This window comes from Mesorhizobium sp. WSM4821, assembly GCF_055901555.1.
Map to the genome: position 1 here is coordinate 6,289,773 of NZ_CM148371.1, position 18,824 is coordinate 6,308,596.

Annotated in this window: 21 protein-coding genes and 3 pseudogenes; 10 read left to right on the forward strand and 14 right to left on the reverse strand. The window is 61.4% G+C overall.

Annotated elements, in window-relative coordinates; genetic code table 11:
• Positions 1-356 precede the first annotated feature (356 nt).
• Complete coding sequence (locus AC0NID_RS30730) at positions 357-1,487, forward strand: porin (protein WP_473456433.1); 1,131 nt, start codon at positions 357-359, stop codon at positions 1,485-1,487.
• Between the two features lie 130 nt (positions 1,488-1,617).
• On the opposite strand, the gene AC0NID_RS30735 is transcribed toward AC0NID_RS30730, so the two are convergent.
• Positions 1,618-1,980 (reverse strand): MarR family transcriptional regulator, encoded by a 363-nt coding sequence (locus AC0NID_RS30735; protein ID WP_473456434.1) that lies wholly within the window; start codon positions 1,978-1,980, stop codon positions 1,618-1,620.
• A gap of 74 nt (positions 1,981-2,054) precedes the next feature.
• Here AC0NID_RS30735 and AC0NID_RS30740 point away from each other — a divergent pair, with 74 nt between their 5' ends.
• Both AC0NID_RS30740 and AC0NID_RS30745 read left to right on the forward strand, forming a co-directional pair.
• Positions 2,055-2,657 carry a hypothetical protein gene (locus AC0NID_RS30740; protein ID WP_473456435.1) on the forward strand — a complete coding sequence of 201 codons (603 nt, stop codon included), beginning with the start codon at positions 2,055-2,057 and terminating at the stop codon, positions 2,655-2,657.
• 117 nt (positions 2,658-2,774) lie between these two features.
• Positions 2,775-3,185: a LysR family transcriptional regulator gene (locus AC0NID_RS30745; protein ID WP_473456437.1), complete on the forward strand. Its 411-nt coding sequence runs from the start codon at positions 2,775-2,777 to the stop codon at positions 3,183-3,185.
• 69 nt (positions 3,186-3,254) lie between these two features.
• Here the strand turns inward: AC0NID_RS30745 and AC0NID_RS30750 are convergent.
• Positions 3,255-4,003 (reverse strand): annotated as a pseudogene (locus AC0NID_RS30750) (IS5 family transposase).
• Between the two features lie 113 nt (positions 4,004-4,116).
• Here AC0NID_RS30750 and AC0NID_RS30755 point away from each other — a divergent pair.
• The 4 genes and pseudogenes from AC0NID_RS30755 to AC0NID_RS30770 all read left to right on the forward strand — a co-directional run.
• Positions 4,117-5,112 carry an NAD(P)H-dependent flavin oxidoreductase gene (locus tag AC0NID_RS30755; RefSeq protein ID WP_473456438.1) on the forward strand — a complete coding sequence of 332 codons (996 nt, stop codon included), beginning with the start codon at positions 4,117-4,119 and terminating at the stop codon, positions 5,110-5,112.
• A 230-nt stretch (positions 5,113-5,342) separates the two neighbouring features.
• Positions 5,343-6,024: pseudogene (locus AC0NID_RS30760) on the forward strand (IS630 family transposase); the annotation flags it as partial.
• A gap of 41 nt (positions 6,025-6,065) precedes the next feature.
• Positions 6,066-6,428: a hypothetical protein gene (locus AC0NID_RS30765; protein ID WP_473456439.1), complete on the forward strand. Its 363-nt coding sequence runs from the start codon at positions 6,066-6,068 to the stop codon at positions 6,426-6,428.
• A 158-nt stretch (positions 6,429-6,586) separates the two neighbouring features.
• Positions 6,587-6,878: pseudogene (locus tag AC0NID_RS30770) on the forward strand (IS630 family transposase); the annotation flags it as partial.
• 153 nt (positions 6,879-7,031) lie between these two features.
• Here the strand turns inward: AC0NID_RS30770 and AC0NID_RS30775 are convergent.
• Together AC0NID_RS30775 and AC0NID_RS30780 are read right to left on the reverse strand one after the other, a co-directional pair.
• A complete protein-coding gene (locus tag AC0NID_RS30775) occupies positions 7,032-7,862 on the reverse strand; it encodes a thermonuclease family protein (protein WP_473456440.1) in 831 nt (276 codons plus the stop codon).
• A gap of 19 nt (positions 7,863-7,881) precedes the next feature.
• Positions 7,882-8,391, reverse strand: coding sequence for a hypothetical protein (locus AC0NID_RS30780; protein ID WP_473456441.1), 510 nt, complete (start codon positions 8,389-8,391; stop codon positions 7,882-7,884).
• Positions 8,392-8,631: 240 nt separating this feature from the next.
• Here AC0NID_RS30780 and AC0NID_RS30785 point away from each other — a divergent pair, with 240 nt between their 5' ends.
• A complete protein-coding gene (locus AC0NID_RS30785; protein WP_473456442.1) occupies positions 8,632-8,952 on the forward strand; it encodes a KTSC domain-containing protein in 321 nt (106 codons plus the stop codon).
• Positions 8,953-9,284: 332 nt separating this feature from the next.
• Positions 9,285-10,154 carry an ATP-dependent DNA ligase gene (locus tag AC0NID_RS30790; protein ID WP_474033370.1) on the forward strand — a complete coding sequence of 290 codons (870 nt, stop codon included), beginning with the start codon at positions 9,285-9,287 and terminating at the stop codon, positions 10,152-10,154.
• A gap of 153 nt (positions 10,155-10,307) precedes the next feature.
• On the opposite strand, the gene AC0NID_RS30795 is transcribed toward AC0NID_RS30790, so the two are convergent.
• Positions 10,308-10,454, reverse strand: a complete 147-nt coding sequence (locus tag AC0NID_RS30795; protein ID WP_474033371.1) for a hypothetical protein — start codon at positions 10,452-10,454, stop codon at positions 10,308-10,310.
• Between the two features lie 1,091 nt (positions 10,455-11,545).
• Here AC0NID_RS30795 and AC0NID_RS30800 point away from each other — a divergent pair.
• Positions 11,546-11,788: a hypothetical protein gene (locus AC0NID_RS30800; protein ID WP_473456443.1), complete on the forward strand. Its 243-nt coding sequence runs from the start codon at positions 11,546-11,548 to the stop codon at positions 11,786-11,788.
• Between the two features lie 186 nt (positions 11,789-11,974).
• Here the strand turns inward: AC0NID_RS30800 and AC0NID_RS30805 are convergent, their stop codons facing one another.
• The 9 genes from AC0NID_RS30805 to trbK-alt form a co-directional block, all read right to left on the reverse strand.
• A complete protein-coding gene (locus AC0NID_RS30805; protein WP_473456444.1) occupies positions 11,975-12,196 on the reverse strand; it encodes a hypothetical protein in 222 nt (73 codons plus the stop codon).
• 432 nt (positions 12,197-12,628) lie between these two features.
• Positions 12,629-13,045 (reverse strand): hypothetical protein, encoded by a 417-nt coding sequence (locus AC0NID_RS30810; protein WP_473456445.1) that lies wholly within the window; start codon positions 13,043-13,045, stop codon positions 12,629-12,631.
• A gap of 669 nt (positions 13,046-13,714) precedes the next feature.
• The gene (locus AC0NID_RS30815; RefSeq protein WP_473456446.1) at positions 13,715-14,002 is read right to left on the reverse strand and encodes a DUF2274 domain-containing protein; all 288 of its coding nucleotides are present in this window, start codon (positions 14,000-14,002) and stop codon (positions 13,715-13,717) included.
• On the reverse strand, positions 13,990-14,151 hold the full coding sequence (locus AC0NID_RS30820) for a DUF2274 domain-containing protein (RefSeq protein WP_473456447.1): 162 nt from the start codon (positions 14,149-14,151) through the stop codon (positions 13,990-13,992). Before AC0NID_RS30820 ends, AC0NID_RS30815 begins: the two co-directional genes overlap by 13 nt.
• A complete protein-coding gene (locus tag AC0NID_RS30825) occupies positions 14,148-15,359 on the reverse strand; it encodes a TraB/TrbI/VirB10 family type IV secretion system protein (protein ID WP_473456449.1) in 1,212 nt (403 codons plus the stop codon). The genes AC0NID_RS30820 and AC0NID_RS30825 overlap by 4 nt, the downstream gene beginning before the upstream one ends.
• Entirely contained in the window at positions 15,356-16,369 is a 1,014-nt protein-coding gene (gene trbG / locus AC0NID_RS30830; protein WP_473456485.1) for a P-type conjugative transfer protein TrbG, read from the reverse strand. The genes AC0NID_RS30825 and trbG overlap by 4 nt, the downstream gene beginning before the upstream one ends.
• A gap of 47 nt (positions 16,370-16,416) precedes the next feature.
• A complete protein-coding gene (trbF, locus tag AC0NID_RS30835; RefSeq protein WP_473456450.1) occupies positions 16,417-17,103 on the reverse strand; it encodes a conjugal transfer protein TrbF in 687 nt (228 codons plus the stop codon).
• On the reverse strand, positions 17,103-18,470 hold the full coding sequence (trbL, locus tag AC0NID_RS30840; protein ID WP_473456451.1) for a P-type conjugative transfer protein TrbL: 1,368 nt from the start codon (positions 18,468-18,470) through the stop codon (positions 17,103-17,105). The genes trbF and trbL overlap by 1 nt, the downstream gene beginning before the upstream one ends.
• The gene (gene trbK-alt / locus AC0NID_RS30845) at positions 18,467-18,817 is read right to left on the reverse strand and encodes a putative entry exclusion protein TrbK-alt (RefSeq protein ID WP_473456452.1); all 351 of its coding nucleotides are present in this window, start codon (positions 18,815-18,817) and stop codon (positions 18,467-18,469) included. Before trbK-alt ends, trbL begins: the two co-directional genes overlap by 4 nt.
• Between the last annotated feature and the right edge of the window lie 7 nt (positions 18,818-18,824).

Sequence of the window (18,824 nt, forward strand, 5' to 3'; positions counted from 1 at the left end):
GGGTAACCAGGCATGCGCCAACGCGATTGTCCGTCGGGCTGCGCGCCACCTTTTTTGTGCAAATTGCCGAGCAAATTTTCTAATAATGCACGATGTGCACTAAGTAGACTTTGTGAACTAATTAAACCAAGTAAACAAATTATAGTGACTTTTGTGCTATTTACACAACATTATATCCTGAATCACTTCGACATTTCTTAGGCTGTGTCGATATTTATTGAACGATTTCCGGAACTAAGCTCCATCTGGATTCAGAGAATGGCGGTGAATTCCGTCCTTCTCGACATAGGGGCGCGGGGGACGCTGTCCTTCAGCAACAGCCCGGCCCGTTTTTTAAACCTTTTGGAGGTACGAAAATGAACATCACAGGCCTTCTACTCGGCTCCACTGCGGCATTGGTCGCGGTTTCCGCTGCGCGCGCCGCCGACGCCGTCGTCGTCGCCGAGCCGGAACCCGCTCAATACGTCAGGATCTGTGACGTCTACGGCGCTGGCTACTTCTACATCCCCGGCACCGAAACCTGCCTGCGCATTGGCGGCTATGTCCGCTACGACATTGCCGCCGGCGACGCTGGTTCCTTTGATGGCGTCAATCATGTTGCAGACCGGAAGGGCAACGGCACCAACTCTGGCTGGGAGGAGAATGCCCGCTTCACGCTGAAAACCTGGACGGGTCAGGAAACCGAGCTCGGCACCTTGAAGACCTACACCGAGACCCGCATCAGCTTCGGCAACAGCGGCGGTGACTATACGGCAGGAGGTACCAACTGGCAGGCCCGCGACAAGGGTCTGACGCTGAACTTTGCCTGGATGCAGCTTGGTGGGCTGCGCGTTGGCAAGGACGAATCTGCCTTCGACACTTTCATCGGTTACGCCGGCAATGTCATCAACGATACGCTGATCCCCTATGGCGGCCTGGGCACCAATGTCGTCCAGTACTATTTTGAGGCCGGCACTGGCTTCACGGCGGTGGCGTCGCTGGAACAAGGCGCAAGCGATGGTTCAGGCGATAGTTCGATCGACAGCTATGTGCCCAACGTCGTCGGCGGCGTGAAGTACAAGCAGCTGTGGGGTGCCATCACCGGCGTGGGCGCCTATGGCAGCAACTACGAAGAGTGGACCGGGAAGGTTCGCTTGGACGTGAATGCGGCTCAAAAGCTGACACTGTTCATCATGGCGGGCTACGGCACCGACAAGAACACCGTTACAGGCCGCAACTTCTTCAAGCAGTGGGGCGGGAACTGGGCGATCTGGGGTGGCGGCACCTACAAGATCAACGAGAAGACTGCGTTCAATACCCAGATCTCCTATGACCAACACAAGAACTTCGCTGTCGCAGCGAACATTGCCTATGAGATCGTGCCGGGCTTCAAGGTGACTAGCGAAATTGACTATCTCAACGTCGGTTCGAAAGACACTTACAACTGGACTGGCGCCACCAAGAAAGCCAACATTGGCGGCATTGTCCGCTTTCAGCGCTCGTTTTGACCAACCAGCCACCTGATGGAAGAGATGGCCCGCCTTGAGATGGGTGGGCCATTTCAGCCGGTGCCATCAGCGGGAGCGGCGCGTGCATCACACAGTTTGCCGTCGAGACTGGATTATTTCGTCCCTCGTTTTAGCGGGGCGATCGTTCGAACTGTCGAATTCGTTCGAAGACACCTTCGGGGATGGAAAACCGCCGGGCCTTGCCACGCCCTAGAGCATTCTTGATCTCTGTTTCGTCCAGCAGTCCGCGCTTCAACAAGTAGGCGACAGTCTCATAGACACCGCCGCGCGTAAGCCCCGTCTCGGCCGTGATAGCGGCAAGCGTCAGCGGCTGATTGCCGACATGCATACAATAAAGCACGCTCATCAGTCCGACCTGCTTCAGCCGGGACGAAGCGGTCTCGCCCTCCAGTGGGTTGTCCATGATTTCGCGCATAGTGAAGGCGGTGAACGACAATGCGCGCCAGCTGCGATCCAATGCTCTTGAAACCATACTTACTGCTTTGTATAAGACAGTTAAAGGCTACCAGATCGCCTCGCAAATAGGAACACCGCATCTTATCAGCCATGTATGAATTACCGATTCAAGCACCCCGGCGTTGGCTCGAGCTCGCTGACTGCTCGCAGCTTGTATTGCAGCAGCGAGGTGTTCCGGACGAAGTTCTCTCCGCCACCGGCTTGAACAGCTTTTTTCAACCAGCTCAAAACAGGATCGGCGCGTTCATCGCGCCCTCACCGAGAGCCACCCGCAGCCCGGCCAGGCCAATGACGCCGCCAACGGCCCGCCGCCTCACCCACAATCAGAAGTTCTATTCGACCTCTGCGAAGGCGAGAGGAGTTGGTTCGAACGTTTGGGAGTGGACGAGCTATTGCGTCGAGGTCGGTCATTGTGAATGCCGGCGGATGCTGAGCGCGGTTGCCAATGCCGTTCTCTCCGGCATCGTCGCGTGCGGCCCTCGCAAGCGAGGCGATAAGATCACCATCGGAACGAACCGGCGTCGGCTTATCAGCCTCACGCAACCGCATTTGAAAGTCACGCTGGTCGGCCTGCCGCGGACGATCGGCACCCAGGAAACAATGGCCGTTACCCATGAGCTTGATAAATGGATGCTCGCCAGAGCGCTCGACACGCGGGAAGGCGAGTACCAGGCTGGTGCAGCCGGCAATTGAAGCGAGCAAGGTGGCCTGAGAAGTGCACGCCGCCCAGTTGTTTGATCGCTCAGAGAGCCAATCGTCTCTCGGGATGTGGGCGGCTGAGCCAAATGGCGTCAAGGCGAAGGAAGGGAGATGCGCCGAATCCAGCTCATTACGCTTGATTGCGCACTTGTGGTCGCCGAGGAAGGCAGTTTTCTCGGAGCTTCTCGACGTGTGGGTATCCACCATTCCGCTCTGAGCCGGCGAATTCGTGACCTTGAGCACGCGCTTGGAACGGTGCTGTTCGAGCGTCACTCCGGCGGCGTCAGACCAACCCCAGCTGGCATGAGGCTCCTTCACAACCTTCGTCGCGTCCTGGCTGATCTCGACGGAACTCTCGCCTTTGCAGAGACGACGCGAGAACGACATGCTGACGGCGTCTTTATCGACTTCGACGTGTCCGAGCACGCAATCGAGTTCCTGCAAGCGGTTGCCGAGTTCGTTCGGAGCAGGCCGGATGTCGCCCTGAGCTTCATGGAAGCGAAGCGGGCCGCAGGCCGTTGATCGTGACCTCGTTTCGCGCCGGCCTGGGCGTCGGCGCCTGTCAGAGGGGCTTAGGGTCCGGACTCATAATCAGTAGCTGACGATGGCCACGAGACAGACGGCGGCAAGGAAGTTCGTCGCCGATCGATCGTATCGTGTGGCGATTCGCGGAAATCCTTGAGGCGTCCGAACATGCGGTCGCTGGCGTTGCGATCGCGGTAAAGGAACGGCGAGAAGCAATTTCTCCCGCGCCGGTTGGCCTTGGGTGGGATGTTCGGCATTGCCCCTTTACCCTCGACCTTGTTGCGGATTGCATTGCTGTCATAGCCCTTGTCGGCATGCACGATCGGGCTCTTGGGCATTTGCTCCAGAAGCAAATCCCCGGCGGTGCAATCGGCGACCTGGCCACCGGTCAAAAGGAAAGCGATCGGGCGGCATAGGCCATCGGTCAGGGCGTGGAGTTTCGTGGTTCGCCCACCACGCGATCGGCCGATCCCTGATTTTGGTCCCCCCCTTGCCGCCTGAGGCGCAGCGATGCGCCTTCACCGCCGAGGAGTCGATGAGCACCTCCGCCGGTGTTCCGCCAGCCGAGACCAGGGCATGGAAGATGTCGACCCAGATGCCCTTGGCTGCCCATCGGACGAAGCGGTTGTAGAGCGTCTTGCGCGGCCGTAGGCATCCGGTGCGTCGACCCAACGACCGACTGATTCAGGACATGCACACGATGCCGCTGATTACCCGGCGATCATCAACCCGCCGCTTGCCGCGTGTGTCAGTTGGCAACAGCGCCGCGAGTCGCCGAACTGCTCCTCGGTCAGCCAGAAATAATCGCGATTCATCCTTGTAGTCTCCCTTTGCGGCGAAATCCCCGTTGATTTCGTGCCTCCTTTGGACCACTGTCCCTAAATCGGGCAAAAGGCCGCGCCCGGATGAAGGACTCAGGGGGAGCGCAATGCCCAACGCCTTCACCACTCTCGTCGGCATAGAAATTCCGATTGTCCAGGCGGCCATGGGTGGAGCTACTTCTCCGCAATTCGCCGCCGCGGTGAGCAATGCAGGCGGTCTCGGGATGCTCGCCCTCGGCTGGAGTCCGCCTGAAGCGGTACGCGCAGAAATTCGGGCCACCAAGGCCCTGACCAAACGGCCGTTCGGCGTCAATCTCGTGTTGACTTATCCGCAGGAGGAGCGCCTCGCGATCTGCTTGGAAGAAGGCGTGCCGGTAGTCTCATTTTTCTGGGGCCAGGCAGGTTCGCTGACGGCTGCGGCGCATCGTGGCGGGGCAAAGGTCCTGCATACGGCAGGAGGCGCCGAACAGGCTCGGATATCAGCCGCAGATGGTGCCGACGCAATCGTCGCGCAGGGCTGGGAGGCGGGTGGCCACGTTTACGGTACAGTTGCCACGATGGCGTTGGTTCCGGCGGTTGTTGACCAGGTCGCGCCAGTCCCCGTTCTTGCTGCCGGTGGCATTGCGGATGGACGCGGTCTGGCCGCGGCGATGGCACTTGGTGCCGCGGGCGCTTGGATCGGTACCCGCTTTCTCGCGAGCATCGAAGCTCCAATCCACCCGCGCTATCGCGACCGCATCCTCACAGCCAAGGAGACGGACACAGAATACGGGACTGTTTTCGATGTCGGCTGGCCCGACGCTCCGCACCGTAGCCTCCGCAACAAAACGATTGAAGCTTGGGAGGCAGCCGGACGCCCGCCGGCGGGTAGGCGTCCCCACGAAGGCGCGGTCGTTGCAAAGTCGCCATATGGCGACGTGGTTGCATACCAATCTCATACGCCGGGATCGGGTGACGAGGGCGACATCGACGCCCTTGCCCTATGGTCGGGCCAAGGCGTCAGCCTCGTCCGCCGCGTCCAGCCGGCCGCCGAGATTGTCCGCGAAATCAGCGACGAGGCGCGGGCAATCCTCGCACGGCTTGGGAACGATCCATCTTTGTAAGGCCTGTGTGGGAAGTACCGCCGATCTCAGTCGCGAACTTATGGATCCGGACCCTTAAGTACGCGAGCCGATCGCGCCCACATCCTGCCTCCTGCATTTGATCCGGCTTTCGAGACTTGGTTGGTCACCCACGATGACCCACGCCAGGCCCCGTGTGTCTAGTGGATGGAACCTGACGGAGGAGTCCCGAAGGGGATTCCCCCGCCGGCGGCGGCATGCGAATCTGCGGCATGCGCAGCGGCATCACCATCAAGGTTTCTCCCGAGGATCGTCGCCGTCTGGAGGCGGTCGTCGGATCGCAACAGCCCGCAGAAGCATGTCTGGCGGGCGCGGATCGTCCTGCTGACGGCAGACGGCATTGGCACCAATGGCATCACGCGGGCGACGGCCAAGTCGAAGACCTGCGTCTGGCGCTGGCAGGCACGCTTCGCCGAGGAAGGCGTCGACGGGCTGCTGCGTGACAAGACGCGGCCGGCCCGCATTCCGGCGCTCGACCGGGCGGTGGTCGACCGGCTGGTGGCGCTGACGCTGAACGAGGCGCCGCCGCGCGAGGCGACGCACTGGACGGGCGCCATGATGGCCGAGGCCGCTGGCATCAGCGTCAGCTCGGTGCAGCGCATCTGGCGGGCGCACGGGCTGGCGCCGCACCGCATGCGCCGCTTCAAGCTCTCCAGCGACCCGCTGTTCGCCGACAGGCTGCGCGATGTGGTCGGGCTCTACATCGACCCGCCGGCGCATGCCGTCGTGCAGTCGGTCGACGAGAAGAGCCAGATTCAGGCGCTCGACCGAACCCAGCCCGGCCTGCCGCTCAAGAAGGGCCGCGCCGGTACCATGACGCACGACTACAAACGGAACGGCACCACCACCCTCTTCGCCGCGCTGAACGTCCTCGACGGCAGCGTGATCGGGCGCAACACTTCGTTTTCTGATGGTGATTCTAATGGGCGATTCTGATGGCTGACATTGACGAGCTCCGCACTGCGTTCTTCGAAGACCTGGCGCAGGCCCGCGACCGAGCGGGCCAGATGGCCCGCGAGGCGATGGCCGGCGATGCGCCGCTCTGGGCAGATCGTCCCGCGGTCTACGAGCGCCTGCGGGCGTGTCTCACCACCGACGACGACGTGGCAGCCTTCGCCGACGCCGTGCAGGAGTGCGTCCAGGTTGCGATCCACTCCGCCCTCGTGGCCATCGACGGCGGGTCGGCCAGTGCCGAGGTGGGCGTGGTCCAACTCGTCGACGAGGCGGGTCGCTCGCTGGGCGAGGGTCTGCACGAGCTGTGGGTCGATCACCTCTTCGACACCGGCCGCGTGGACTGACCTACCCGGTCGGCAGGCTCCCGTGACCGTCTTCGCCAGGTCGACTCGAGGGCTTCACCTGGTCGAGGATCGGACCCGGCGCTCGATTCGAGCCTGGAACCAGGCATCGAGGTCCGCTCGTTCTCCAGCATGGGCGCGACCAATCGGCCTGTCGTAACGCCGCCCATAAGCACCCGAAGGTCTGGAGCTGGCTCGACCGCCACCCTCGCTTCACCTTCCACTTCGTCCCGACCTCGTGCTCGTGGCTCAACGCCGTCGAGGGCTTCTTCGCCCGGCTCACCAGACGCCGGCTGAAGCGCGGCGTCTTCCGCTCGGTGGTCGATCTCCAGGCCGCCATCAACCTCTTCATCGCCGACCACCGACCCGAAGCCCTTCGTCTGGACCGCCGATCCGGACCGCATCATCGCCGCTGTCCGACGCGGGCACCAAGTGTTGGATTGTATCCACTAGCTTACGACGCCGTTGCCGAAGGCCTGACGCGCCATGCGATTGGCCAGTAAAGGCCAACCCTGCCGCCGCGACACGAGATCGTAGGCTCGGCCAGCGAACGGGCGGGAGGCAGATAGAGTGTCATGGCCAGTCCAACCCGGCGCGACAAGATGCTCAGCATAGGCTTTCACACGGAATGCCGTCGCTGTCCCGGTCGAGTTTCCCGCCCCATGAACAGTTGCTCAAATACCAATTTGCTTCGCCGCATGAGCTGATCTGAGGGCATGTCCGGCGCGGCTGACACGAGTAGCTTTGCGCCGTCTGCCTATTGCTGATGATCCCGAGAGGTTGGCTGACTGCCGGCCTCTCGCCATCAGGATGCTCTGCACGCCAGTCCCATGGCGCCTGAAAACTGCCGGCCCAGATGCCGCGCTTTGCTGCTTTTGCCTCTGCCTCCTGGCCCGCATATGCGCCGCTGCTGTATTTAGGCCAATCGAGGGCGTGCCCGTTCTGGACCAGCCATGCGGCTACGTCTTGACCATCTGCGCGAGCGCAGTTGCCAACGTAACGGCCATATCGATCCCAACTAACGAACTTGCATTGCACCGGCCTTGAGGCCGCCAGAAACTTGTCCAGGGCCTCGGCGGTGCGGCGCCCGCAGGGATATTCGAAGCCCTTGGCGTCATCGCAATACTGCCGACTCTCCGGTGCGTCGATACCGTCGAAGCGAATGGGCTGCCCATGGATTTCGATTGTATCGCCATCGATGACCGAATCGACACCGGTGATCGGCGCCGGCGTCGATTCAACCCATTTCGACACATTGAGATCGCGAAGGCTGTCGCTGTGCTGCATGACAAACTGCGTCACGAAGACTGCCATGGCGGCTACTGTCACTAAGATCAGCCGCTTCGGAATGCCCGCCAAATTGCGCGCGCGCCGCAGCTTGGCGCCGGTGCGATTGCGCCATTGGCCAGACCGATTTTCGTAGCGAGATTTGTCCAACAGCAGCCACCGCGAACAATCAGATCGGCGTTGGATTTACGCCGGCAGCCTTCAGTTGCGCACCAAGTTTCGCCTTGGTGTTGCAGGCAGCCTTGTCTCCGGCGATGCATTTGTTATTGGCGGCCGACCAATCAAGCAGTGCAGTGTTCATCCAACTGCCTGGGGCGCGGGCCTGACCGTAGCCGCCTGCAGGAGCAACCGGACCAGGGACTGCGGCGGCAGTTGCGGCAGCAGGCTGCTGTCCATGCGGTGCCCGCTTCCAACCGCTGATAATCAGGCAGTTCTTCATGAATTGATCTTGGGCGATCGCATTGCCGAGAGCGTTGCCCAAGCCGGCGCCAGCCACGAAGGCGGGCGATCCGATGGCAATATAACCTTGGTCTACGGATCTTTTCTGCAGCTCACATTGAGCATGTGCGACCTCAAAACTGGGTCCGTATCCAATCTGCATGTAGTCGGCTTGATTGCTAGTCTGACAGCCGCAAAGCGCGGCAGTGGCAACAAGTGCCAACAACCCTCTTATTTTCATCCCCCGCCCTCCCAAGGCTATTTTTCAGCATCTATCAAAGTGCAGATTTCCGCAAGGGGCGACATGTATTCTAGTAAATTAGGCTATGACGGCGCTACGAAAGTCGTAGATCTTTCGACAATACATGAGATATCTGGCTATTCATTGCAGCATCCTGCAGGCGCTAGCTAAGCTAGCCAGGGCCCTTGCTTCGCGGTGTCGACCGCGGCCGGCTAGAACGTGCACTGGCGGGGCTCGCAGGTGTTATTTGAAAGCCTGCAACAAAACCCGGATCGGACCGTTTTGCAATTTGCCAGACCACACTCTGGCTATTCCAGATGCTTCCGCTGGCTTTGGCCAGTGGGGCTTTCGGGCGCCGCCATGCCGTCGACCTCGATACGCAAGTTCGATTATGATCCAGACAAGAGAATCCTCTCGGTTTGGTTCGTGGCCAGCGGCCGGCAGTACGAGTTTGAGGACGTGCCGCCGGAGACCTTCGCCGCGTTCAAAGCCGCTTTTGCCAAGGGCCGATATTTCAACGACCACATCCGCAACTGCTTCCCATATCGGCTCGTGACATAGGGCTCGGGCTGGATTTGTCCTCCCGGTTGCCTGACGGTGCGGCGGTTCGTATCCGGTCACCAAATCATGCGCCCATCTGCAGTGGCTTGCATGGCGCCTGCTCGTGCCAGATGACTTGCCGTAAGTCGCGCCAGTCGACCGCCTGACCGCAAACGGGACAGGGGTGGAACTGATCGCTCTCGCTTGTCGGCTGGACGCCTTGTCGCTTGCCGATGATCGGCGGACCAAGGTCTGAAAGCTTCGTCATTCCCATCGAACATTCAATTTGCCTAAAATGCTCCGGAACTAAATTAGTCCTCGCAGCTTGAATCGCGGGTTTACGAGTCCTGTGCATGCGTTTGAAGTTCATCCCGCCGCTGTTGCCGACCTTGGTCGAGAAGCCGCCCGAGGGCGACGACTGGATTCACGAGGTCAAGTTCGACGGCTACCGCTCGCAGATCGTCATCGACGAAGACGGAACACGCGTCTTCACCCGCCGTGGCTTGGATTGGACGGCGAAATACCGCGACCTGGCTGAGGCCGCAAAGGCGCTGGACGTCGAAAGCGCGATAATCGACGGCGAGATCATCGTGCTCAACGAGGCTGGCCTGTCTGACTTCTCCGAATTGCGCAAGGCCATCACCCGCCGGCAGCATGACCTCTATTTCGTCGCCTTCGATCTGCTGCATCTCAATGGCCACGATCTTCGCGACATGCCGGCGGAGGACCGGCGCGAGATCCTGGCCGGCATGATCGAACCCGGCGGCCGCATCCAGTTTAGCGAGGCGCTGCCGGGCGAGGCAAAGGCGATTTATCACCTCGTTGACCAGGCCGGGCTCGAGGGCATGGTCTCGAAGCGCAAGGACAGCAAATATCGCAGCGGCAACTCCACGGCCTGGCTGAAGACCAAGGCCTATTCGATCGACGAATACGAACTGCTTGGCGTCGAGCGCGAGGCAGGCAAGCCGGCATTCGCGCTCATGGCCGAGCGCGGCACCGGACGCTATGTCGGCTCGGCTTTCATCACCTTGAACCGGGAGTTGCGCGAACGGCTCTGGAAACGCGTGCAGGAGCATGCAGGAGCCGCGCCAAAGGGCATGAAGCGGCCGGCAACGCAGTGGGTCAGGCCGGGGCTGATCGGCCGTGTCAAGCATCTGCGCGGCGAGGACGACCTGCGGCACGCCTCGCTGCAGGATTTCAGGGACGAAGGAATTACGGAATGAGCACCTTAGTTCCAGATGAACGTGACGAAGAAACCGGCAATAGCAATTGCCGAGATGAGATTGGGCCACCATACGGCATGGTGGGCCGGTTTGGCTGGCTTGTACCTGTGCCCCGTGCGGGGCAGCAGGTCCGGATCGTAGCGCACGTGGCGCTTAGGGTCGTATCTGATTGACCGCTTCATCGCGTTGCACCCCGCATTGCGGCACATGGGATGGCGGCGGGCGCTCGGGATCGGAATGATATAGCACCGCGCCAAACAGGATGCCGCTGGTGTGGTTGGTGGTTCTAATCCGGATCATGAAGGCCGCGCCCTCCGTTGAGCGACTCGAGCGGCCCGACAGCCGCTCAAAGGATCAAGAGGGGCCGCCGGGCCTGACCGGCGGGCCCTTTTGGCGGGGGGACGGCGCCGGCTGGCTGGTTATAGGCCATTTATGCGCTTCTGCTAATTTAGTAAAATTAGCATGTTCCGTTCCCCCTGCCCGTCAAATCGGATGAGCCTGAAGTGGCTCCATGCCTAAAATGGGTGTGGCAGCGCGCTGCTGAGGCTCTGGTCAGACCGAACAAGCCGGCTCTTCAGTCTGACCGCGGCAGCACCGGCCCGGTCGTGCCCCAGGGCACCCAAGGAGCGGTCTTTCCGGTGACTTCCTTGACCGTCTGCAAGAGCCTTTGATTGAGCGCCACCAAGGCCCTGTGTTGATCGCTGCCAGGCGATATAAGCGGCTGTGTGATGCTTTTGTGGAGCCTTTCGGCGTCCGCGAGGAAGCGTGCGATTTGGGCTTCCGAAAGCTGTTTGGAAGATTTGTGCCTGGCCATTTTTGCGATCTCCGTTTTTTGAGGATCGCCGCAACGGGACTAGAGGACCATATTCCTACACAGCCATCAAGTGGCCGGGGGTTAATCGACCTTATCGCGCAACGGCGTTCTACGCTTTGGCGCACGGGATTTCTCGACCAGCCTGACCACCCCTATATCGGCCCTCACCAGCGGACCCAGAGCGATCGTCACCGTCTCTGTCGTCGATGCGCGTGACCCCGCCGGTCAACTCGGTCTGCTGGCCGCGCTTTACCTTTGAGGAATCGCGGAGCGAGTGGGGGAAGTTGTAGCTCGGGATGGCTACGCTGACGTTATCTTCGTCGAGCCGCCTTCGCACGGTGGCCGTTATCGCCACCTCATCTCCAATCCCAATTTCCCGCGCCATTTCACGAGTCTGGAGCGGCCAGCACATTATTCAAGATGTTGCTAATATAGATGAGCCTGCTACCTCCAATCGGTGAATGGAGGCCATCATGGGCCGGTGCTACTTTGATGCACGGCCGCGCCACCATGGCAAGGCCAGGGGCGGGAACGCGGGTTTGCTGAGCAAGAAACCCGCTGGTCCCAGGGGCTGAATATGAGAAAGATCACTCTCACTGCTATCGCTGTCCTTGCGATCAGTGCCGGCTATGGCGAAGCCAAGGACGGTGGGGTCGAAACCGAGACTCGCGGGAGGCCTGCCAATTCGAAGATCCTGCCGGTTTGCACCTCGTCAAGCTCACTCTTCGAAGTCCTCGGCGACAAATGTTTTCTCATCAAAGGTTCGAAGATCTATGGCGACATCGCCGGGCTATCCCAGATAATCACTGTCAGTTGGTAGCTGTGTTCGCGGAAGCGGCATCGTCACCGGCCTTGGCAAGCAAGGACGGCCGGCGCCAGTTTGGGCGGGGGGCTTGAATAGGCACCGGCCTAGCGGATTGGGCTCCGCTGCCGCTAGACAATAGTGAGTATGGTGTTTCGAGCAATTCCGTGATCGCGCAAGCAACTATGCCTGCCGTCCGTTTCGCTAGCTTCGCTTTCTGGTATTCGGTCCTGGCGAGCTGTCCGACGGGTTTTCGGCCAATTTGGCGGATCGCCGATCTTTTAGCCACAGGGATTTCTTTTTTCTTGCCAGCAGTTCATCGCGATCGCCATCAGCGGCAACCCGGCCGCGCTTGGCGGCAATCGCATAGTCGGCTCTGTTCGTTCGATAGTCTTCCTTTTGCACTGACATCGTTGTTTCCTCCATCGCGGCCTTTCCCCTTTTGGCCTGATGCAGAAATTAACTGCCCGTCCAGCGTGCGAGTCTACCAATCGAGAATTGTATTAAAATGATACACTTCGCAGCCGCGCCTGCATCTCGTTGTTTTCGATGATGCCGGCTTTGCCGTCGGGCCGGTTGTGGCCGGGCGCCGCCGGCTTCCGCAGCCTCGCGCCGGTGCCTTCGCTATTTCGTTATATCGACGTTGTGCAACGCGTCGGCCACGACAGTCTTTGCCTTGGTTGTTTCCCTCGCCGTGCCAGTCTGCGCGAAGCGGTGGACGGTGAACGCCAGCTTTCTCGGGCAAGGTCTCGCACCAACCATGGGAGGATTCGCACGGGCGTTTAGGGGCGCCCGATCGTGACCTGGCTTTAGCCAGTCAAAGACGCCAGGAGAGCCTGTCGGCTCGCCGAGCGCGATTCAGGTAATCCGCTTGATGCGGCCTTTATCAAGCCTGAACACGCCGTTGTTCCCGCCCTGTCGCTCGAAGTCAGTCTGGAGATCATCCCACGTTCCAAGATACTCGCCGCAGTCGTCGCAAAAGATCTTGGTTTCCGGGCGAGCGTCGTGCGGGATTCTCAGCCGGATCGTCAGGCAGTAGGGGCACTCCAATTGGTGGTTCAGATATTGAGTTTCTTCCATGGCGCTGGCTGGAGCCTCGAAAGTTAGCCCGGTGGATAGTGCGCAGTGCCTAGCCGTTCCCGAAGATACCGCCGTCGACCTGCGCGCTCCATAGAGCACTTCCCGGACGATTTGAACAGGGACACCGTCCGTCTTGTCGCGAATGCCCTTTACCTCATCCACGTCCGAAGGGCTCGAAACGAGGGAACCTTTCATCCGCGAGTCGCTTTGTGTGAGATGTCCCGAACCGTTGAACCACCCATATTGCCAAAGGGTAGCCCAGATCGGGAGGTCAACTGTGAAGTCGCCTTGGAAGCCGCGTTCACAGCGCTGGTGACTGCTTCAGAAAGGCAGGGGTGGACGCCGCACGAAACGGCTGCAGCCTTACTGAAAATCGCTACTGATCATGCCAGGCAGCTCGGGCTTGTGCCGGCTAAGCCGCCAAGGGAGCAAACGCGAGAAGGTATATTGATCGCGTGTGCTGCGCTCGTGTTTTTGCTTTGTGCGGCCATCATTTGGTGGGTGCTTAGATGAGCGCGCGCGTCGGCGATGGGTGAAGAGGCGCTAAAAGCCTTTCACCTTTGGCATCGATTTCCGCAAATCTTCCCCTATGCCCTCGCCACCAGCCATGAGGCGATCGTGAGACCGTAACAGAGCCGAGTAACCGGATTCGTTGTCTGCAAGGCTGCCGATGGCAATTGCAGGGGATCGCTAATGCGACCACAGCTACCCGCCATGCGAGAAGCATGCGTAACAATCACCCTTGCAACCTGTACTTCCGGGCCGGCCGTCGACCTCTGGGGCAATCGCGAATGACGTCTATGCGGCACTAACCATGAAATCAGCTACGGCCATGAACTCCCAAGCTCCTGCTGACCGGATACCTCAGGCGGAGCGATCGTCTTCGGCGCCGCTGCGTGCCATGGTGCTGGCTGGAGGCGTTCCTCGCTGACGGGCACGGCCAGCCTTCGCCTTGCGGCTGCGCCAACCACGATCAGAACGGACGAAGACTTCCAGCATGTGCGGAATCAGCGCTGCGGTGTCCACCGGTTCGTACAGCCGGCTATGTTCGGCCGCATACTGGTCGAGTTCCTCCTTGAGCGGCTCTGGCAGGATGATGGTCATACGAACGACGCCGACCTTCGGCAGCCGACCGAGCTTCAGATCCGGCATGGTTCATCTCCCGTTTTCGAGACACAGACATGTCGACCGTTCAGACAATCGGCGCAGGCGACAAGATCGCGACGAACGGCGGCGGGCAATTCGATCGTGGTCTTGAACGGCCGGTCGTCGGGAATGGCGCAGCGTTTCAGCTTGGTCATGATGGATCCTTTGGCCCGCCATACGGCGCCAGCACAAGGTCGCGGTTGACGACGACGCGGACCGGGAAGCCGGGGCGGACGGTGAGCGTCGGCTGGACGTTGAGCTGATTGCGCACGATCTGCTGGCCCATATCGGTGGCCGAATCCTGCGCGCTTTCGCGGATGGCCTTGGCGATATCGCTTTCGTCGTCGCTGGACCCAAGCGAGGTCCCGATGCCGAGGAGGGTCGAGAGCGCGGCGGCCCGCAATAGCTGCCCCCAGTGATGATCGACCTCGTCTTCCAGCCCGGAAAAACCTTGCGCATCCGCGCCCTGTTGGCGTTCCAGCACAATCGAGGCGCCGTCAGGCATGATGAGCCGGTTCCAGACCAGCAGCACGCGCGACTGACCGAAGGCCACCTGGCTGTCGTACTGGCCGATCAGTTTTGCACCCTGGGGGATCAGGAGATATGACCCGGTCGGGCTGTCGAAAACATTCTCTGTGACCTGAGCGGTGACCTGGCCCGGCAGGTCGGAACGGATCCCGGTGATCAGGGCCGCCGGAATCACCGTCCCGGCCTGCACGATATAGGGCGAGGCTTTTTCGGCAAGCCGATCGGGACTGACGGTGCGGCGGTCTGGCGCCGTGTTGACGAAGGCGCGCTTGTGGTCCTGCATGCTTTGAGCGGAGCCCGGATCGAGCGGTGGCGGTTCGGTCGGGGGGGTTCCGGAGATGATGTTCGCGGCGGCATTGTCTACCTGCGGACCTTGTCGCGCCGGATTTGCCCGCGCATTGCTATCGGTGAACAGTTTTGCAATTCGTGCGGCTTCGACCTCGGCCAAGCGGCGCTGCTCGTCCGGATCGGCGCGCGGTGCACTGATGCTCGGCTCCCCGGCCGGCTGTCCACGCTCCCGCGCGCGCAGGATCGGCCTTCCGAGATCACCAGGCAGCGGCGGTCCAAGCTGCGGAATGCCTGAATAGTCCGTCGGCAGTGTCTGCAATCCATCGGCCGTCGTGCGGTTTTCAGTGGTGAAGAGTTCGGAGGTCTGCTCTTTGCCGTGCCGCCTGGTGTCGAGCGCCCAGATCAACGCGCCGAGGACCACGACACTTGCGACGCCTCCAAGGCCGATCAGCACCTTGCGCGACAGCCGGGTAACCTTGGAGGGCTCAGGCCGCAGGCGCAGTTCCGTCCGGATGTCCTGGTTGGGAGGAATGCCGGCGTCGCTCATCGGAACAGCCCCGCGCGGCGCTGCGGCCGTTTCCCATCGGTGCGCACGATCCGGACCCGCCGCTCCGAGTTTTTGTCGCCCAGCCTCAATTCCGCGGCAGCGAACAGCCGGTCGACGACATAGTAGTTCTGGCGGGCGCGGTAATTGACCAGCTCGGAGCCACCAGACGGGCCGATGATGAACAGCGGCGGCATTTCGCCCTGGCCGATGCCTGACGGAAACTCGATATAGACTTTTGCGCCGTCGTCGAAGGCGCGCAGCGGCTTCCAGGGTGCCGCATCGCCCTCGATGCGGTAGCGGAAGTTGAGTTTCTGGATGTCGACGCCGGACGCAACCGGACGCGCTGCGGAAGCCTGGGCGTTCTGGCGCCGCAGCGCGATCAACTGATCCTGCGGATACTGCCAGGATACGGACGCCATGTAGGTCTTTTCGGTCGACCGCAGCTCGAGATGATAGGTGCGACGGTCGCTGTTGATGACGAGATTGGTCTGGAGATCGGGGCGCGTCGGTTTGACGAGGATGTGGACCTGCTGCTGATCCCCTGCCCCGCTTTGCGTGTCACCGATGATCCAGCGCACCGTGTCACCGGCAGCGACAGGCCCCGTGCCGACAAGCTGTTCGCCGGGCTGCAACGCGATGTCAGTGACCTGGCCAGGCGCGGCATAGACCTGGTAGAGCGCGCCCTCGCTCCAGGGATAGCGCTGGATCGCGTTGATAAAGCCGTCGCGCACGGGCTGCATTCGCGCCGCCTCATTTGCCTGACTGATCCGCTGTTTGGGATCGCCCGTTTCCGCCTTGGCTTTGCTGGTTCCGACCGGCTTCATCTGGCCGGGAAGCGGGAGAGGTTTCGGCAGCTCGACCACCGTCGCGGGATCAGGCGGGTCGACCTTCCGCAGCGCAGGCCTGGCATCATCATATTGGATTTCGGGCGGAATGTATTTTTTCGAGGCGCAGCCAGCGAGCACCGTCGCCGACAGCAGTGCCAGAGCCAGGCTGTGGGCCTTGGTCATGTTGGGAGCAGTCTGTCTCGTCGCATTGGTTGTCAGTGCTGCACACATCATGAAAGTTCCTTCGACCAGTTGATGGCGTTGACGTAGACGCCGAGCGGATTTGCCTTCAGCCGGTCGGCATCGCGGGGTTGTTGAATGACGATGGTGAGGATGGCGGTCCAGCGCTCGGCGCGGGCCAGGCTGCCATTCTCGTAGCGGCGCTCGATCCAGGCGACACGGAACGAACCTGGCGAGGCACGGATGACGCTGGAGACTTCGATCGCGATCTGGATCTTGCCGACTTTGGCGAAGGGGTCGTTAAGGCGGGCATAGGCGTTGAGAGAGACTGCGCCGCGATCGGTGGTGTAGTCATAGGCACGCAGCCAGTTCTGGCGGACAATGACGGGATCGTCAGGGATGCTTCTGATCTGTTCGATGAAGCGGGCCAGATGCCAGGCGATCTGCGGATCGGTCGGCCGATAGTCGGCAACGGCCGGAGCCACTGCCTGCGCCTCGCCAAGGCTGTCGACCTGGACGACCCAGGGAACGACGGAACCGCGCGTCGATTGCCAAATCAGGGCGGATGCGAAGCCGCCGACCAGCACGAGCGAGCCAAATGCCATCAGTCGCCAGTTTCTCGCCTGCACACGAGCCGAGCCGATGCGCTCATCCCAGACCTGCGCGGCACGTTGATACGGCGTCTCCGGTTGTGGTGTTTTTGCGTAACGGACAGAAGGTCGTTTGAAGGGATCCATCAGCGATCATCCTGGTTGAGGGGAACATTCATCGAGCCGCTGCCTTGATCGCCGGATCGGATGGAATGCGCGGCCATGCTGGCGCCATGGCGCATCATTTGGTCGCGCTTGATGCGAGCCGCCCATGCCGGCGGCGATCCCGCACCGGATTCGGTGTTCGGCGCACCAACTGAGGAAGAGGTTCGCGGTGGCTGCACTGCGCCGGTCGCGGTCCAGGCGGCAGAACGGCCAGCCTGCTGGCTGGAAGACAGGGCTGAGGCCGCACGCGACATTGCCTGCTTCACCGGCTGGATGGCGGCGCCGGCACCCGCCTTGGCGACACCTGCCACGCCTGCCGCGATTGAGCCTGCGCCGCTCTGCGGCGATGTGGCTGTGGCAACTCCCCAGGCAGTCGAGGTGCTGCCGGCTAAATGCGCGCCGCCACGTGCCGCAGCAGCCGAGGTGCGGGCGCCGGTACCGAGCGCGCCTGCTGCGCCGCTCAATCCGGCGCGAGCGCCTATCGCGCCGGCGCCACCAGCGCCCGCGGCAGCGAGGGTCGTGCCAACGGCAGCACCCGCACCAAGTTGCGGGGCGCCGGAAACAAGTCCTGTCGCGATGCCCGGACCAAAGATCGAGAGCCCCATCAGCGACAGGGCGCCCAGCACAAGCGACAGCGCATCGGTGATTGTGGGTTGTTCGGCGCCGAACCCTTGCGTGAACTCGTCGAAGAGGCCGGAGCCGATGCCGACGATCACGGCGAGCACAAGAATCTTCACACCGGAAGCGACGATGTTGCCGAGTACCTTTTCGGCGAGGAAGGCGGTCCGGTTGAACAGTGCGAAAGGGATCAGCACAAAGCCGGCAAGCGTCGTCAGCTTGAATTCTATCAGCGTCACGAAGATCTGCACGGCGAGCAGGAAGAAGGCGATCAGCACGATCGCCCAGGCGATCATCAGAACCGCGATCTGGACAAAATTCTCGAAGAACGAGACGTATCCCATCAGCTGGGAGGCGGCCTCGAGGATCGGATTTCCGGCGTCGATGCCGACTTGGGCGACACGTCCCGGCTGCAGGAGTTCCGAGCCCGAAAGTGCCGACCCTCCGGCCTTCAGGCCAAGCCCGGAAAAGCTTTCGAAGACAATGCCGGCCAGGCTATTGAAGTTGCCGATGATGAAGGCGAAGAAGCCAATATAGAGCGTCTTCTTCACCAGCCGGTGCAGCACGTCCTCGTCAGCGCCCCAGGCCCAGAACAGGCCGGCGAGCGTGATGTCGATAACGATGAGGGTGGAGGTGAGAAAGGCCACCTCGCCGCCGACCAGGCCGAATCCGGAATCGATATAGCTGGTAAAGGTTTCCAGGAAGCGGTCGATGACGCCGGTGTCGTTCATGGCGCGAGAGCTCCGGGGTGGGACTGGTTTTTCGCGCCGGACGGAAGCGGCCGGCTCTGGTCATTTTCGATTGATGGAGCCACGTATGGCGTAGCTGGGCGCGACGAGCCCAGGAAACGCCGACGGTTGTTCGCCCAGGTCTTCCTGCAGGCTTCATCATCTATCGCCGCCATTCCAATGTCTCGACAGCGGGCAAGTTCGATCGCTGCCGGCTCGCCGCCCGGACGTGCGGAGCGCGGGGAGGACGCGTCCTGCGAGCCGTTGCCGCGCAACGCCATGAAGGCGGCGGTCATGGCGGCGCCCAGGGCAAGGACGGCTATCATCCGGGCGGCGATCTTGGGATCCATTGCGACC

Coding starts and splice junctions, on each gene's coding strand:
- AC0NID_RS30730 (WP_473456433.1), top strand. CDS start 357: ATGAACATCACAGGCCTTCTACTCGGCTCCACTGCGGCATTGGTCGCG.
- AC0NID_RS30735 (WP_473456434.1), bottom strand. CDS start 1,980: ATGGTTTCAAGAGCATTGGATCGCAGCTGGCGCGCATTGTCGTTCACC.
- AC0NID_RS30740 (WP_473456435.1), top strand. CDS start 2,055: ATGTATGAATTACCGATTCAAGCACCCCGGCGTTGGCTCGAGCTCGCT.
- AC0NID_RS30745 (WP_473456437.1), top strand. CDS start 2,775: ATGCGCCGAATCCAGCTCATTACGCTTGATTGCGCACTTGTGGTCGCC.
- AC0NID_RS30755 (WP_473456438.1), top strand. CDS start 4,117: ATGCCCAACGCCTTCACCACTCTCGTCGGCATAGAAATTCCGATTGTC.
- AC0NID_RS30765 (WP_473456439.1), top strand. CDS start 6,066: ATGGCTGACATTGACGAGCTCCGCACTGCGTTCTTCGAAGACCTGGCG.
- AC0NID_RS30780 (WP_473456441.1), bottom strand. CDS start 8,391: ATGAAAATAAGAGGGTTGTTGGCACTTGTTGCCACTGCCGCGCTTTGC.
- AC0NID_RS30790 (WP_474033370.1), top strand. CDS start 9,285: ATGCGTTTGAAGTTCATCCCGCCGCTGTTGCCGACCTTGGTCGAGAAG.
- AC0NID_RS30795 (WP_474033371.1), bottom strand. CDS start 10,454: ATGATCCGGATTAGAACCACCAACCACACCAGCGGCATCCTGTTTGGC.
- AC0NID_RS30800 (WP_473456443.1), top strand. CDS start 11,546: ATGAGAAAGATCACTCTCACTGCTATCGCTGTCCTTGCGATCAGTGCC.
- AC0NID_RS30805 (WP_473456444.1), bottom strand. CDS start 12,196: ATGGAGGAAACAACGATGTCAGTGCAAAAGGAAGACTATCGAACGAAC.
- AC0NID_RS30810 (WP_473456445.1), bottom strand. CDS start 13,045: ATGAAAGGTTCCCTCGTTTCGAGCCCTTCGGACGTGGATGAGGTAAAG.
- AC0NID_RS30815 (WP_473456446.1), bottom strand. CDS start 14,002: ATGCCGGATCTGAAGCTCGGTCGGCTGCCGAAGGTCGGCGTCGTTCGT.
- AC0NID_RS30820 (WP_473456447.1), bottom strand. CDS start 14,151: ATGACCAAGCTGAAACGCTGCGCCATTCCCGACGACCGGCCGTTCAAG.
- AC0NID_RS30825 (WP_473456449.1), bottom strand. CDS start 15,359: ATGAGCGACGCCGGCATTCCTCCCAACCAGGACATCCGGACGGAACTG.
- trbG (WP_473456485.1), bottom strand. CDS start 16,369: ATGACCAAGGCCCACAGCCTGGCTCTGGCACTGCTGTCGGCGACGGTG.
- trbF (WP_473456450.1), bottom strand. CDS start 17,103: ATGGATCCCTTCAAACGACCTTCTGTCCGTTACGCAAAAACACCACAA.
- trbL (WP_473456451.1), bottom strand. CDS start 18,470: ATGAACGACACCGGCGTCATCGACCGCTTCCTGGAAACCTTTACCAGC.
- trbK-alt (WP_473456452.1), bottom strand. CDS start 18,817: ATGGATCCCAAGATCGCCGCCCGGATGATAGCCGTCCTTGCCCTGGGC.